11 protein-coding genes are annotated in these 15,104 nt (G+C 69.0%); 4 read left to right on the forward strand and 7 right to left on the reverse strand.

Annotated elements, in window-relative coordinates; translation table 11 throughout:
* Nucleotides 1-29: 29 nt before the first annotated feature.
* Nucleotides 30-2,450, reverse strand: coding sequence for a catalase (locus RT97_RS23495; RefSeq protein WP_042581243.1), 2,421 nt, complete (start codon nucleotides 2,448-2,450; stop codon nucleotides 30-32).
* A 254-nt stretch (nucleotides 2,451-2,704) separates the two neighbouring features.
* On the opposite strand from RT97_RS23495, the gene RT97_RS23500 reads away from it, so the two are divergent.
* On the forward strand, nucleotides 2,705-2,935 hold the full coding sequence (locus tag RT97_RS23500) for a hypothetical protein (protein WP_042581244.1): 231 nt from the start codon (nucleotides 2,705-2,707) through the stop codon (nucleotides 2,933-2,935).
* Between the two features lie 18 nt (nucleotides 2,936-2,953).
* Here RT97_RS23500 and RT97_RS23505 read toward each other — a convergent pair whose 3' ends face one another.
* A complete protein-coding gene (locus RT97_RS23505; RefSeq protein WP_042581245.1) occupies nucleotides 2,954-4,054 on the reverse strand; it encodes an ATP-dependent DNA ligase in 1,101 nt (366 codons plus the stop codon).
* Between the two features lie 273 nt (nucleotides 4,055-4,327).
* On the opposite strand from RT97_RS23505, the gene RT97_RS23510 reads away from it, so the two are divergent.
* Both RT97_RS23510 and RT97_RS23515 read left to right on the forward strand, forming a co-directional pair.
* Nucleotides 4,328-4,960 carry a response regulator gene (locus RT97_RS23510; protein WP_042581246.1) on the forward strand — a complete coding sequence of 211 codons (633 nt, stop codon included), beginning with the start codon at nucleotides 4,328-4,330 and terminating at the stop codon, nucleotides 4,958-4,960.
* A gap of 22 nt (nucleotides 4,961-4,982) precedes the next feature.
* Entirely contained in the window at nucleotides 4,983-6,263 is a 1,281-nt protein-coding gene (locus RT97_RS23515) for a phospholipase D-like domain-containing protein (RefSeq protein ID WP_042581247.1), read from the forward strand.
* Nucleotides 6,264-6,321: 58 nt separating this feature from the next.
* Here RT97_RS23515 and RT97_RS23520 read toward each other — a convergent pair whose 3' ends face one another.
* Together RT97_RS23520 and RT97_RS23525 are read right to left on the reverse strand one after the other, a co-directional pair.
* Nucleotides 6,322-7,302, reverse strand: a complete 981-nt coding sequence (locus RT97_RS23520; protein ID WP_042581248.1) for a ferritin-like domain-containing protein — start codon at nucleotides 7,300-7,302, stop codon at nucleotides 6,322-6,324.
* Nucleotides 7,303-7,430: 128 nt separating this feature from the next.
* Nucleotides 7,431-10,055: an excinuclease ABC subunit UvrA gene (locus RT97_RS23525; RefSeq protein WP_042581249.1), complete on the reverse strand. Its 2,625-nt coding sequence runs from the start codon at nucleotides 10,053-10,055 to the stop codon at nucleotides 7,431-7,433.
* A gap of 128 nt (nucleotides 10,056-10,183) precedes the next feature.
* Here RT97_RS23525 and RT97_RS23530 point away from each other — a divergent pair, with 128 nt between their 5' ends.
* A complete protein-coding gene (locus RT97_RS23530) occupies nucleotides 10,184-11,371 on the forward strand; it encodes an amylo-alpha-1,6-glucosidase (RefSeq protein WP_042581250.1) in 1,188 nt (395 codons plus the stop codon).
* 1 nt (nucleotide 11,372) lies between these two features.
* Here the strand turns inward: RT97_RS23530 and RT97_RS23535 are convergent, their stop codons facing one another.
* From RT97_RS23535 to RT97_RS23545, 3 genes are read right to left on the reverse strand one after another with little or no spacing between them, the layout of a single operon-like run.
* Nucleotides 11,373-12,836 carry an N-acyl-D-amino-acid deacylase family protein gene (locus tag RT97_RS23535; protein ID WP_042581251.1) on the reverse strand — a complete coding sequence of 488 codons (1,464 nt, stop codon included), beginning with the start codon at nucleotides 12,834-12,836 and terminating at the stop codon, nucleotides 11,373-11,375.
* A 36-nt stretch (nucleotides 12,837-12,872) separates the two neighbouring features.
* A complete protein-coding gene (locus RT97_RS23540; protein ID WP_042581252.1) occupies nucleotides 12,873-13,991 on the reverse strand; it encodes a DSD1 family PLP-dependent enzyme in 1,119 nt (372 codons plus the stop codon).
* A 40-nt stretch (nucleotides 13,992-14,031) separates the two neighbouring features.
* Nucleotides 14,032-15,003 (reverse strand): Bug family tripartite tricarboxylate transporter substrate binding protein, encoded by a 972-nt coding sequence (locus tag RT97_RS23545; protein ID WP_042581253.1) that lies wholly within the window; start codon nucleotides 15,001-15,003, stop codon nucleotides 14,032-14,034.
* Between the last annotated feature and the right edge of the window lie 101 nt (nucleotides 15,004-15,104).

Consider the following 15,104-nt stretch of genomic DNA (forward strand, 5'->3'; position numbering starts at 1 on the left):
GGCGGGTTCTCCACGGCACCCCGCTCCACTTACACCCGCGGCGGATCGGTGTCGCGCGCCGGATGGCGATGCATGCCCACCGCGGCGATGAAGTCGACCGTGGCGGTGTCGGCATGCGCCGCGTCCGCGAGGATCAGGCCCGGGTCGTCCGAACCGTCGGGCAAGCTCATCGGAATGCCGGCCTCGGTCAGCAATGCCTGCGCCGCGCCGAGCGCGAGGATGGTCTTGCAGTGGCGGTACTGGTCCTTCACGAACTCCATCGAGTGGCCGTCGGCGGCGAGCGCCTCCACCGCCGCGAGGCCGTCCGGCAGCACCAGCGCGTCGAAGAGGAAGCCCGGGCTGTTTTCCATGCTGGCATCGGCTTCGAGCTTGTCGCCGTCCGCCGCGGTGTAGGTACCCAGGCGCGGGCCGACCAGCCGCGGCACCGCCCCCGCCTGCACCAGCGCGGTGACCAGCTTGCCGATGGAGCCGCCTTCGGCGCCGTCGGCCACGAGGATCGCGATCTTGCGCGTGCGGATGCCGCCGTCACCGGGGCGGGCCAGCAGCGAAAGCGCGGGCGACTTGTCGACCTCGGGCGTCGCGGGCGTCTCCAGCGCCTTGGGCAGCGGCGCAGGCAGCTCCATGCCGAGCCCTTGCGCCACCTTGGCCGCGAGGTCGGGCGAGGCATTCAGCAGGCTCGCCACCACGCGCTCGCGTACCGCCGGCACCGTGACCTTCGAGAGCTCGAACCGGAAGGCGGCCGCGATGTGCGCCTGCTCCTCAGGCGTCTGGCTCTGGAAGAAGAGCGTGGCCTGCGTGTAGTGGTCCGCGAACTTCTCGGGCTTCACGCGCATCTTGTCGCTGCTCTCCTTGGCATCGAGGCGCTTGGCGACGCTCGCGAAACCCTGCGCCGCACCGGCCTGGAACGGGCAGCCGCCCGCCAGCGAGTTGGGTTCGTAGGCGACCCGCCCGCGATGGATGGCCTGGCGGTGCATGCCGTCCCGCTGGTTGTTGTGCACCCGCGCGATGGGCGCGTTGATGGGCAACTCGTGGAAGTTGGGGCCGCCCAGGCGCGTGATCTGCGTATCGACGTAGGAGTGGATGCGCCCCGCGAGCAGCGGATCGTTGGTGAAGTCGATGCCCGGCACCACGTGCGCCGTGCAGAACGCGACCTGCTCGGTCTCGGCGAAGAAGTTGTCGGGGTTGCGGTTCAGCACCATGCGCCCGACGATCTGCACCGGCACCAGCTCCTCGGGAATGATCTTGGTGGCGTCGAGGATGTCGAAGCTGAACTGCTCGGCCTGCTCCTCGGTGAAGATCTGCAGGCCCAGTTCCCACTCGGGGTATTCGCCGGCGTCGATGGCCTCCCACAGGTCGCGGCGGTGGTAGTCGGGGTCGGCGCCGGAGATCTTCACCGCCTCATCCCACACCAGCGAATGCGTGCCGAGCTTGGGCTGCCAGTGGAACTTGACCAGCACCGACTCGCCCGCCTCGTTCACCAGCCGGAAGGTGTGCACGCCGAAGCCCTGCATCATCCGGTAGCTGCGCGGAATGGCGCGGTCGCTCATCTGCCACATCAGCATGTGGGTGGATTCGGGCATGAGCGAGACGAAATCCCAGAAGGTGTCGTGCGCCGAAGCGGCCTGCGGCATGCCATGGTGCGGTTCGGGCTTGACCGCATGCACCAGGTCGGGGAACTTCATCGCGTCCTGGATGAAGAACACGGGCATGTTGTTGCCCACCAGGTCCCAGTTGCCTTCGTCGGTGTAGAACTTGACGGCGAAGCCGCGCACGTCGCGCGCGGTGTCCTTGGAGCCGCGCTCGCCAGCCACCGTCGAGAAGCGAACGAACACGGGCGTGACCTTGCCGGCTTCCTGGAACGGCGCGGCCCGGGTGTGCTTCGTCAGCGGCTCGTAGCACTCGAAGAAGCCGTGGGCGCCCGAGCCTCGCGCGTGCACGATGCGCTCCGGAATGCGCTCGTGGTCGAAATGCGTGATCTTTTCGCGCAGGATGAAGTCTTCCAGCAGCACCGGGCCGCGTGCACCTGCCTTGAGCGAGTTCTGGTTGTCCGCTATCGGCACGCCCTGGTTGGTGGTGAGGCGCTGGCCACCGGAATCGACGCGCACGCGGTCCAGCGTGCCGACGGTGGCGTTGGTGCCTTCGGGCGCGACCGAGCCGGTCTTGTCGGACACGTTGGCTTCCGAGAGGGTGCTGCCGGTGGGCAGGCGCGACGGCGGCTTGGCGCTCAGGCCGACGGGCGCCTCCGGCGTGTGCTCCAGCGGCTTGTTCGTATTGGCGGGCATCGCGGCGGCGAGCGCCTGCGTGTCGATCGCCTTCTGTGCGGGGATGTCGCCCTTGCCCGCCGCGGCGGGCGCCGGGTGGGCGGGGCCGCTGTCGGTGTTGCGTGCCGCGGAGCGGGCGGCGTCGAGCGCGGCGGAAGGTGCCGTGCTGGCTCGGGGTTGCTTGGCCATGTGTGTGGTGTCCGGTTGGGTTCGAGGGGACTTCAACCTAGAGCGGCGAGCCGTGCGTTTTTGTAGGACGCCGTAGCGAAGAGGCTGTCGGAGCTCAATGGGCCGAATCGCCCGGCTCTCGTCCCGGCGATCGAGCACGGCATCGAAGGGGGGTTTCGATGCGAGGGGTGCCTGCCCTTTGAGGTCATTGCCCTCGCTTCGCATGCGGTGCCGTCCCACGCGCTGGCGGGCCGCCGGTTGCAAACATCGGCGCCATGTCATCCAACCCCACCCAGATCAGCGCGCGCATCGTCGCGCCCGTCGAGTTCCGAGCCGGCGACGGCCCGTTGCTGGAGATTCGCGAAGGCGAGTGCCAGGTCATCGTGGAGGGCGACAGCGCCGTGCTGACCTGGATCGACGATGGTCAGCCGCTGACCGCCGCCATTCCGAAGATCGAGTTCGACCGGTTCATCGAATCGGGTGCGATCGTTCTCGGCGTGAGCTGAGCGCCGCGGCGCTTCGCTTCAGGACCGGCCTTTGCGTTCGCCGGCGAACACCCGTGCGAGTTCATAGGGCGGCGTGACCTCGCACTGCGCGTAGGTACAGGCGGCCGGCGGCTTGTCGGGCCGCCAGCGCACGAACACCGCGCCGTGGCGGAAGCGGTCGCCCTGCAGGTGGTCGTAGCGCACCTCGCACACGCGTTCCGGGCGCAACGGCACCCACGAGAGATCCTTGCCCGAATTCCACCGGGTCCGTCCGCCCGGTGCGCGCTGGCGCGCCTGCAGCGCGGCGGTGGCCGCATCGTCGGCGCCGATCCACGGATGCCCGCGGCCGGCATTGCGCATGAGCGGCGCCAGTTCGCGTGCCAGCGCGCGGCGCGTGGCCATGTCGAACGACGAGGTTGCGCCCACGTGCTGCAACACGCCCTGCGCGTCGTGGAGCCCGAGCAGCAGCGAACCCACCACGCGATCGTCCGACGTGCCCGACTTGTGCCACCGCAACCCGGCCAGCACGCAATCGGCCGTGCGCACGTGCTTCACCTTGAGCATGGCGCGCTCGCCCGGCAGGTACGCGCCGTCGGCCCGCTTGGCGACGACGCCGTCCAGGCCCGCGCCCTCGAAGCGGTCCAGCCACTGCAGGGCGACCGCCCGGCTTTCGGTCATCGGCGTGAGGTGGATCGGCGGATCGACGTCGGCCATCAAGGCCTCCAGCAGCATCCGCCGCTCGCCCTGGCTGCGGCGCTGCAGGTCGCGCCCCTCGAGCGCCAGCAGGTCGAAGGCCACGAACGAGGCGGGGGTCTCCCGCGCCAGCCGCTCGATGCGGGACGCGGCCGGATGCACGCGCTGCAGCAGCGCATCGAAATCGAGCCCGGCCGCTCCGACGATGACGATCTCGCCGTCCAGCACGCAGCGGGCCGGAAGGCCTGCGAGCAGCGCCGCGTTCAGTTCGGGAAAGTAGCGGTCCAGCGGCTTGAGGTCGCGGCTCTGGATGCGTACACCCGACGCATCGCGAAAGACGATCGCCCGAAAGCCATCCCACTTGGGTTCGTAGAGGAAGTCGCCTTCGGGCGGCACGGCCTCGGCGATCTTCGCGAGCATGGGCTCGATCGGGGTGTTCGTCGGCATGGTCCGGCCTTCGTTGGGTGGGATGAAAGCCGGCATGTTTTCGCGCCGCCGGTGGCCGCCATGTCGGCGCGGCGGGGCATGCACTGTAGGCGCGGCGCCACGAATCGGTAGCTTGCCGCGTCTTCTTGGCGGACACGACGGCGTCGCCGTGCAGGACAAGAGCGCGACCTGCATGTGCCGATGGGGAATGCCGCGCCGCTGTGGCATTGTTCCTGTCGCCGCGAAGTGCGCGGCCATCTTTCAATTTCATCCACGCGGAAAGGAGCGCCCCTCATGATCAAGATCGGCATCGTCGACGACCACGCGGTCGTTCGCTCAGGCCTGAAGGCTTTCTTCTCTACCTTCGTGGATTTCCGTGTGGTCGGCGAAGCCGGCACCGGCCGCGAGGCCATCGACATGGTGCGCACCACCGAGATGGACGTGCTGGTGATGGACCTGTCCATGCCCGGGCAAAGCGGCATCGACGCGTTGGCCATGGTGCGCGCCAAGGCGCCGCAGCTGGGCGTGCTCATCCTGAGCGGCTATCCGGAAGAGCACTACGCAGTCAACCTGATCCGCCAAGGCGCGTCGGGCTACCTCAACAAGGAATGCGCGCCCGAGGAAATCGCCAACGCCATCCGCACCGTGGCGCTCGGTCGCCGCTACATCTCGGCCTCGGTGGCCGAGCTGCTGGCAGGCCAGCTGGAGCGCAAGGACAGCGAGCCGCCGCACAAGCACCTGTCGGAGCGCGAGTTCCAGGTGTTCCTCAAGCTCGCCAAGGGCGAATCGGTGGGCAGCATCGGCGAGGCGCTGTCGCTGTCGGTCAAGACGATCAGCACCTACCGCACGCGTCTCATGGAGAAGATGAACCTCTCCACGAACAGCGACCTCACCTACTACGCCATCAAGACGCAGTTGATCGATTGAGCATGCCGCGCGTTCTTTCAGCGTGAGGCACCGCAAGACCTTCAAGGCGATTGTCTGGACTTTCGTCCTGACCGTCGCCGCCACGCTGCTGGTGGTGAACCTCGGCGGCAGCGAGAAAAAGCTCGACGAACAGGTGCGCCGCGAATACGCGCTGCACGATGCGCAATACCAGCGCGCCCTGGGCGTGCTGCTCGGCCCGCCCATCACCGGGGGCAACCGCTTCGAGGCGCTCTACAACGGCGACCGGATCTTCCCGCCGATGCTCGAAGCAATCCGCGCCGCGAAGCAAAGCATCACCTTCGAGACCTACATCTACTGGTCGGGCGACATCGGCCGCGAGTTCGCCGATGCGTTGTCGGAGCGCGCGCGGGCCGGCGTTCCGGTGCACGTGCTGCTCGACTGGGTCGGCAGCGCCAAGGTGGACGACGATTTCATCAAGGAAATGGAATCGGCCGGCGTGCAGATCCGGCGTTTCCACAAGCCGACCTGGTACGACATCGGCCGCATGAACAACCGCACCCACCGCAAGCTCCTGGTGGTGGACGGGCGTGTCGGGTTCACCGGTGGCGTGGGCATCGCGCCCGAATGGACCGGCAACGGGCAGGACCCGCAGCACTGGCGCGATTCGCACTACAAGGTCGAGGGGCCGGTGGTCGCGCAGATGCAGGCGGTGTTCATGGACAACTGGGTCAAGGTGTCGGGCGACGTGCTGCACGGCGAACGCTACTTTCCACCGCTGCCCGCCGCAGGCGACGGCCGCGCGCAGGTGTTCAGCAGCTCGCCTTCGGGCGGCAGCGAGAGCATGCACCTCATGTACCTGCTGTCGATCGCGGCGGCCACGAAGACCATCGACCTCTCCAGCGCCTATTTCGTGCCGGACGACCTGACCGTCGGCGCACTGGTCGCCGCCATGCAGCGCGGTGTGCGCCTGCGGATCATCACGCCCGGGCCGATCATCGATTCGCAGACCGTGCGCGCCGCCTCTCGTGCCGCGTGGGGCCCGCTGCTGGAAGCCGGCGCCGAGATCAGCGAATACCAGCCGACGATGTTCCATTGCAAGGTCTTCATGGTCGACGGGCTGCTGGTGTCCGTGGGGTCGACCAACTTCGACAACCGCTCGTTCCGCCTGAACGACGAGGCCAACCTCAACATCTACGACGAAGCCTTCGCTGCCGCGGAGACCGTGCAGTTCGAGGCCGACCTGAAGCAGTCCAGGCGGGTCACGCTCGAAGCTTGGAAGAACCGCCCTCTGCACGAGAAGGCGATGGAACACCTGGCGTCGGTGCTCTCGGTCCAACTCTGAAACGAAAAAACCGCGGCCCGAGGGCCGCGGTTCCATGCGGGATTCAAGCGTTCCCAGGTCAGTCGCTTGCCTTGGCCGCGCGCGCTGCATTGCGCAGGTCGCGGATCTGGTCGTGGTTGCGCTGCGCGCCTTGCGCCTGCGTCTGCAGGACCTGGCGCACGCCCGCGGGCAATGCCTGCTTCAGGGCCTTCCGATAGCGGGCCACTGCCGCGTCTTCACCGCGTTCGCATTCTTCGAGGATGGACAGCTCGCTGTTCGCACCCAGGGCGCCCTTCACGTGGACCCAGCCGCGATGCATCGCGCCGGTGGCCGTGCCGCCTTCTGCAGGCTTGCCGCCGTAGCTGATGACGAGTTCCACCAGCTGGCTCGCCGCCGCCTGGCATTGCGCCGCGCGCGACGCGAACACCTCCTTCAGGCGGCCGGTTTCCACTTCTTCCGCGCAGGTGCGGAAGCCGTATTCGCCGTCGCGGGTGTTTTCGAGGAGGTCGTTCAACACGTCGACCACATCGTCGTTCGACAGCGGATCGCCTTCGGGAATCGCGGTGTCTTCCTCGTTGAAGTAGAGGCGGTCGGCGCGCTCCCAGGCCGCGTGCGAGGCCGGGCGGGCGCGCTCCCAGTCGAGCGACGAGTTGCCGCGGCGTGCTTCCCACTCGCGTGCGAGCGAAGGCTCGACGGCGGCGAATTCATCGACCGCAGAAGCGCGGCTGGACCAGCCCAGCTCGTAGGCCGGCCCGTAGTCGTCGTAGGTGCGCCCGGTCTCGTAGTAAGACTCGCGGTCGTAGGCGCCTTCCCAGTACGCATGTTCGGCGGTCGGGTTCACGCGCTCGGCCACGGCCTTGCCGCCGAGCCCGCCGACGACTGCACCGACCACGAGGCCGGCCGCTGCGCCCACAGGGCCGCCGACCGCACCGACGGCGGCGCCGGCCACGGCACCACCGGTGGCACCGACGCCGGTACCCACGGGATGCGCGCCGGGTGCGCCGGAGATGGGATCGCGGTTGAGATCGTCGTGATGAAGGGGGTTCTGGTCTCTTGCCATGAGGGCTCCTTGAAGAAGGTTGAAGTCGAAATGAACAGACTTCATCCTGGGTGCCCGAAGATGTGCGGCCGTGGGGCTTGGGCGCGGGTGCTTGTAGGTGCAGTCGGGCCTCCGCGGCCTCGCGCGGTCTACTTGCCCGGCGCTGTCCAGCGCGCAAGGTACGGCGCGGTCCTGCTCCCCGCGGCCTTCGCGACCGCCTGCGGCGTGCCGCTCGCCACGATGCGCCCGCCCTCCTCGCCCGCGCCCGGCCCCATGTCGATCACCCAGTCGCAGGCCGAGACCAGCCGCATCTCGTGCTCGACCACGATGACGGTGTTGCCGGCATCGACCAGGCCGCCCAGCTGCGCCATCAGCTTGTCCACGTCGGACGGGTGCAGGCCGGTCGTCGGCTCGTCCAGCACGTACAGCGCATCGCCGCGCTGCGAGCGCTGCAGCTCGGTCGCGAGCTTGATGCGCTGCGCTTCCCCGCCCGACAGCTCGGTGGCCGGCTGCCCGAGCCGCAGGTAGCCCAGGCCGATGGCGGCCAGCAGCCGCAGCGGCCGCTCGATGGCGGCGTCGTCCGCGAAGAAGGCATGCGCCTCTTCCACCGTCATGGCCAGCACGTCGGCGATGGTGCGGTCGCGCAGCGTGACCTTCAGCGTCTGCTCGTTGAAGCGCGATCCGTGGCAGGTGGGGCACGGCGCATACACGCTGGGCATGAAGAGCAGCTCGACGCTCACGAAGCCTTCGCCCTCGCAGGTCGGGCACCGGCCCTTGGCCACGTTGAACGAGAACCGGCCGGCATCGAATCGGCGCGCGCGGGCCGCCTTGGTGTCGGCGAAGCGCTTGCGCACATGGTCGAAAAGGCCCGTGTAGGTGGCCAGGTTGGAGCGCGGCGTACGGCCGATGGGTTTCTGGTCCACGCGCACCAGCCTGCGGATGCGCTCCATCCCGCCGGCGATGTGTCCGCCGGTGCGGCCCGCGAGGCTGGGCTCGGCATCGGGTTCGTCGTCCGGCGGCGGCGCCTCGTGGCCCAGGTGCGCAGCCACCAGTTCGACCAGCGCCTGGCTCACCAGACTGGACTTGCCCGAACCTGAGACGCCGGTCACCGCCGTCATCACGCCGAGCGGAAACGCCACCGACAGGCCCTCGAGGTTGTTGCGCGTGACGTCTTCCAGCTTCAGCCAGGCGGCCGGCTCCCGCACCGGCCGCGACGATGCGGTGTCCGGCGCGAACAGATAGCGCGCGGTGTGCGACGCCTTCACGTGGCGCAGCCCCTCGGGCGGGCCGCTGTAGAGCACGAGGCCGCCCTTCTCGCCCGCATCGGGGCCCACGTCCACCAGCCAGTCGGCGCGGCGCATCAGCTCCAGGTCGTGCTCGACCACGAAGAGCGAATTGCCCGATCGCTTGAGCGTGTCGAGGGCCACGACCAGCGCCTCGCCGTCCGCCGGGTGCAGCCCGGCCGAAGGCTCGTCGAGCACGTAGACGACGCCGAAGAGGTTCGAGCGGATCTGCGTCGCCAGGCGCAGGCGCTGCAGTTCGCCCGGCGACAGCGTCGGCGTGCTGCGGTCGAGCGAGAGATAGCCCAGGCCCAGGTCGTTCAGCACCGTAACGCGCTCAAGCAGGTCGTGCGCGATGCGCTGCGCGGCGATGCGCTTCTCCACCGATTGATTGGGTGTGCGGCGCACGTCGGGCGCCGCGGCGTGCGCGCCACCTTTTTCGCGCAGGGCGCCGCGTGTGCCGGCGCCGCCCGGCGACGCGGGCGCCTCCCCCGCCGCCACCGGCCGCAGCACCTGCGCGAACTGCGCGAGCGGCATGCGCGAGATCTCGCCAATGTCGAGCCCTGCAAAACGCACCGACAAGGCTTCGGGCTTGAGCCGCTTGCCCTTGCAACCCGGGCAATCGCCGCCCACCATGAAGCGCGCGACGCGGTTCTTCATGAGCGCGCTCTGCGTGGTCGCGAAGGTGTGCAGCACGTACTTGCGCGCGCCCATGAATGTGCCCTGGTAGCTCGGCTCCATCTTGCTGCGCACCGCCGCGCGCGTCTCCGCGGGCGTGAAGCCGGCGTACACGGGCACCGTGGGCTGCTCCTCGGTGAAGAGGATCCAGTCGCGCGTCTTCTTCGGCAGGTCGCGCCAGGGCTTGTCGACATCGATGCCCATGGTGACGAGGATGTCGCGCAGGTTCTGGCCGTGCCAGGCCGGCGGCCACGAGGCGATGGCGCGTTCGCGGATGCTGAGGGTGTCGTCCGGCACCATGGAGCGCTCGGTCACCTCGAAAATGCGGCCGAGGCCGTGGCATGTCGGGCAGGCGCCCTGCGGCGTGTTGGGCGAGAAGTCTTCCGCATAGAGCATCGGCTGGCGCGGCGGATAGTCGCCGGCCCGCGAATAGAGCATGCGCAAGAGGCTCGAGAGCGTGGTGACGCTCCCCACCGAGGAGCGCGTGCTCGGGGTGCCGCGCTGCTGCTGCAGCGCCACGGCAGGCGGCAGGCCGTCGATGGCATCCACCGCGGGCACGCCCACCTGGTCGATGAGCCGGCGCGCATACGGCGCGACCGATTCGAAATAGCGCCGCTGCGCCTCGGCATACAGCGTGCCGAAGGCCAGCGACGACTTGCCCGAGCCGGATATCCCGCTGAACACCACCAGCGCGTCGCGCGGGATGTCCACGTCGACGTTGCGCAGGTTGTGTTCGCGTGCGCCGCGCACGCGCACGAAACGGTCGATGTCGTGGGCGGGAGCGCTGGTGGGGCTCCCGGCAGGTTTGCGCGCCATGGTTTCTTCTTCCTGTCTTCTGCTGTGCGAACGTCTGGAGCCTGCAGCGTACGACGAGGCCAAGCCGTGAGCACCGGGCCACCCCGGACGTCGGACTGCCGCGCGCGGCATCCCCTACGATTCACGCAATGACGACGATGCCCGATTCCGATTCGCTCGCGCTGCTCGACGCCTGCTCTCAGGCCTCGCTGGCGCTCCTGGAAAGCAACCTCACACCGCACGGCATCCTGGCCGCCAGCCGCACCGAGGCGGCCGTGGCGCGGCGCTACACGCGCATCTTCGGGCGCGATGCGGCGATCTGCGTGATGGCCATGTGCGGCAGCGGCGTGCCCGCGCTAGAGCAAGGCGCGGTCGCGAGCCTCGATGCGCTCGCGGAACAGCAGGCGGCCAACGGCCAGATTCCCAAGTACGTGGATCCCGAGGGCCAGGATGCGGACTTCTGGTACCTGGGCTGCATCGACGCCACGCTGTGGTGGCTGATCGCGGTGGACCACGTGCGCCGCCACGGCAAGGTCGGCCCATCGCATTGGGAAGACGGCGTGGCCCGCGCGATCGGCTGGCTTCTTGCGCAGGAGCACCAGCACTTCCGGCTGCTGCAGCAGAACGAAGCGAGCGACTGGGCCGACATCATGCCGCGCTCGGGCTACGTGCTCTACAGCAATGCGCTCTGGTACGACGTCAAGCGCCGCTTCGCGCTCGACCACATCGAGGAGACGCAGCACCACTTCAACCACATGTTCAACCCGTTCCAGCGCGACCTGCCCGAGTACCACCGGGCGCGGCTGCTGCGGCACTACGCGCGACGCGGGCGGCGCGACCCGGGCCTGTACCTGAGCTTCGTCAATTTCGCGGTCGTCGGCGACGAGGGCGACGTGTTCGGCAACGTGCTGGCGATACAGGCCGGGCTGGTAGACCCGGCGATGGCGGGCCGCATCGTCGACACCGTGGCCGCGGCGCGCGCGAGCGATCCGCATCCGGTGCGGGTGGTGCTGCATCCGCTGTCGCGCCAGCACGAACTGTGGCGGCCCTACATGGGGCGCCACCAGCAGAACGACGTGCACCAGTACCACAACGGCGGCATCTGGCCCTTCGTCGGCGGCTTCTGGGTGATGGCGCTGGCCCGGCTCGGGCAGGACGCCCTCGGCTGGGCCGAACTCGCACGGCTCGCGCGCGTGAACGCGCTCGACGACTGGCGCTTCACCGAGTGGTTCCACGGCAAGACGCTGGTGCCGATGGGCATGGCCGGCCAGAGCTGGAATGCGGCGACCTTCCTGCTCGCCCGCCGCGCGCTGGAAGGCCGCACGGACGCGTGGTGACTCAGGCCTTCGCCGCTTCGATCTCGCGCGCCAATACCCGCCCGGGCCGCGCGCCCGTCGGACCGCCCTGCCACACGACCTGGCCGTTGACGATCACCGCCTCGATGCCGCGGGCCGGCGCCATCGGCGATTCGTAGGTGGCGGCTTCGTCCACCGTGTCGGCATCGAAGAGGGCCAGGTCGGCGTAGGCGCCCTCTTTCAGCACGCCGCGATCCTTCAGGCCGAAGTTCTTCGCGGTGAGGCCGGTCATCTTGTAGATCGCCGTCTCCAGCGGAAACAGCCCGAGCAGGCGGCCGTAGTGGCCCAGCACGCGCGGAAAGCTGCCCCACAGCCGCGGGTGCGGCGAAGCGTCGTGCGGCAGGCCGTCGGAGCCGATCATGGTCTGGTCGAACTTCAGGATGCGCTGCACGTCGGCCTCGTCCAGCCGGAAGTAGATGCCGCCCGCCGGGCTGAGCTGGCGGATCGCCTCGTCCTGGCCCACCCCCAGCTTTTTCGCGATGACGTCAAGGTCTTGTCCCGCGTATTCGGGCATGGGCTTGGACCAGCTCACGATCACGCGGGAGGAGCTCGCGGCGCGGTCGGAAGAGAGGATGGTCGAGCCGGCCGTGTACGGGTAGCAGTCCAGGCAGATGGGCTGCGTGGCCATGTTCTTCTCGATGAACGAAAGCGCCTCCTGCGAGCGGCCGTGGTTCTCGGGCCCGACCACCTTCATGTGCGATATCACCACCTGCACGCCCACCTCGCGGCCGACGTGGAAGGTTTCCTCGAGCGAGTCGATCACGCGGTCGGCTTCGTTGCGCATGTGGGTGCAGTAGACACCGCCGAAGTCCTTCAGCGGGCGGCAGGTCTCGATGACTTCCTCGGTCGGCGCGGCGACTGCGGGCTCGTAGTAGAGGCCGGTGGAAACGCCGATGGCGCCGGCTTCCAGCGCCTCCTGCACCAGCGCGCGCATGCGGCCGATCTGCTCGTCGGTGGCCGGCAGCCCCAGGTCGTCCAGCGTCGCGACGCGCAAGGTGGTGTGCCCCACGAGCAGCGCGCAGTTGGTGGCCGCGGGCTTGGCGCGCAGCTCGGCGATGTACGAGGCGAACGTGGGAAACGAGAACCAGCCGCCCTCCTCGTCCAGCAGGTTCAGCGGCGGCGTGACCGGCTGCGTGATGCCGCCCGGCATCGGCGCGAGCGAGATGCCGCAGTTGCCGGCGATCACCGTGGTGATGCCCTGGCTGACCTTGGGCGCCATGTCGGGGTTCGACAGCATGAGGCGGTCGTCGTGCGTGTGCGCGTCGATGAAGCCGGGTGCCGCGATGCGCCCTGCCCGGTCGATTTCCACCTCGCCCTGCGCGGCGGAGAGATCGCCGATGCGCGCGATGCGGTCGCCGCGGATGCCGATGTCGCCCGTGAAGCGAGGCGCGCCGGTGCCGTCGACGATGCTGGCGTTGCGGATGAGAAGGTCGAATTTTTCCTGCATCGAATGAGTACCTTGAATGCCTTGGATAGAAGAGAGTTAAAGCAGCGCGCCGCGCGCGGCGATCGGCCACAGGGTCTCCACCCGCCCGCCGCGCACGCAGACCAGTTCGTCGTAGAGGTTGACCGTCGGGTCGCAGTGGCCGGGCACCAGCATCAGCGCATCGCCCAGGGCCAGCGCCGCGGCGTCGGTCGTGGCCAGCACGCCGTGCTCGTCGGCGGCCTTCACGTAGCGAAGCTCGGGGCGCTGCCAGACGGTCGGCATGCCCGAATCGACGCTGGAGGCCTTCAGGCCCGCGTCCACCACGGCGCGCTCGGCCGTCGCGCGGCTCAGGACGGTCGTGCGCACGAAGAGCGCGTGCTCGAACGCGACATCGCCCTCGCCGCGCCGGTTGTCGCCGTAGTCGCGGTCCATGAAGACGTAGGAGCCCGCCTGGATCTCGTTGAACACGCCTGAGTCGCGCTCGTGCGGGAAGCTGCCGGTGCCCGCGCCGGTCACGCGCTCGACTGCGACGCCGCAGGCCTCGATGGCGGCGCGGGTTGTGCGTGCGGCCTCCACGGCGCCGGCGATGGCCGCGGCACGCTCCTCGGGTGCGCGAAGGTGCTGCGCCGGCCCGTGGTAGCAGTGCAGGCCCATGAAGCGCAGTTGCGGCGCGCCGTCCGCGACCTGCAGCGCGAGCCGCACCGCCTCTTCGCCCGGCGCCACGCCGCAGCGGTTGGCGCCGACGTTGACTTCGACGTACACATCCAGCGTCACGCCCTCGGCCTCTGCGACGGCGCTCAGCGCTTCGACCTGCCGGGGGTGATCGACCAGCACGCCCATGCGCGCCTTGCGGGCGAGCGATGCAAGGTGGCGCAGCTTGGTCTCGCCCATCACCTGGTTGGTGACCAGCACGTCGGCGATGCCGGCTTCCACGAACACCGCGGCTTCGCTCACCTTCTGGCAGCAGATGCCGGCCGCGCCCAGTGCGACCTGGCGCCGCGCGATCTCGGGCGTCTTGTGGCACTTGGCATGCGCGCGCAGGCGCACGCCGCTGCCGCGCAGCGCCTCGGCCATGCGCGCGAGGTTGCGCTCGAACGCGTCGAGGTCCAGTACGAGCGCGGGGGTGTCGATGGCGCCGACGGGGTCGCCGGGCCTTGCGGCTTTCCAGGGGGTCATGGTGCGTTGGCCTTCAGTCGCTTCAACCGATTCGGTCGACTCAATCGATCTTGGCGCCCGAGTCCTTGATGATCTTTGCCCACTTGACCGTCTCGCGCCGCGAGAGCTCCAGGAACTGGTCTGCCGTCGCGAAATCGGTCTCTGCCCCCAGCAGGCGGAAGCGCTCGCGCAGCCCGGGGTTGGCCAGCGCGGTGCGGATCTCGGCATTGAGCTTGGCCACCACTTCCTTGGGCATGCGCGCCGGCCCGATGATCCCGCCCCAGGCCTCCACCTCGAAGCCCGGCACACCGGCCTCGGCGATGGTGGGAACGTCCGGGTAGGTGGCCGAGCGCTGGCGCGACGAGATGCCCAGCGCCCTCACCTTGCCCGACTGCGCGAGCGGGCCCGAGACGGGCGTGTTGACCATCATCAGCTGCACGCCGCCGCCGATGAGGTCGGTCACCGCCGCCGTCGCGGCCTTGTAGGGCACGTGCAGCATGTTGGTGCCGGTCATCGACTTGAAGAGCTCCACGCCCAGGTGCGCCGTGGTGCCGTTGCCATCGGACGCGAAGGCCAGCTTGCCGGGGTTCTTCTTGGCGTAGGCGACGAGCTCCGTCACGTTCTTCACCGGCAGGTCGTTGTTGACGATCATCAGGTTCGACAGGCGCAGCGTGTTGGCCACCAGCGTCAGGTCTTTCTCGACGTCGTACGGCACGTTGGGCAAGAGCGACCGGTTGGTGGCCAGCGAGACGATGTTGCCGTAGGCCAGCGTGTAGCCGTCGGGCGCGGCATGCACCAGGTCCATGGTGCCGATCGTGTAGGAGCCGCCGGGCTTGTTGTCGATCACGATGGGCACGCCCATCTGCTGCGACAGCTGCGCCCCGAGGGCGCGCATCAACGAATCGGGTGCGCCGCCCGGCGCCGAGGGCACGATCAGGCGGATCGCCTTGTCGGGATAGGCCGCCAGCGCCGGCAGCGAGACCACCGCCATCGCGGCGACGAAAAGAGCACACAGCAAGGCACGTGGACGCATGGCAGAGAACTCCGGCAGTGAAGGATCGGTGTGCCGATGATCAGTTCGCGAGCGCCGGTGGACAAGCCACGTTTTCTGGGATTAGCATGAGCTTTCCTCAT

The organism is Variovorax paradoxus (genome assembly GCF_000834655.1).
GTDB lineage: Bacteria > Pseudomonadota > Gammaproteobacteria > Burkholderiales > Burkholderiaceae_C > Variovorax > Variovorax paradoxus_F.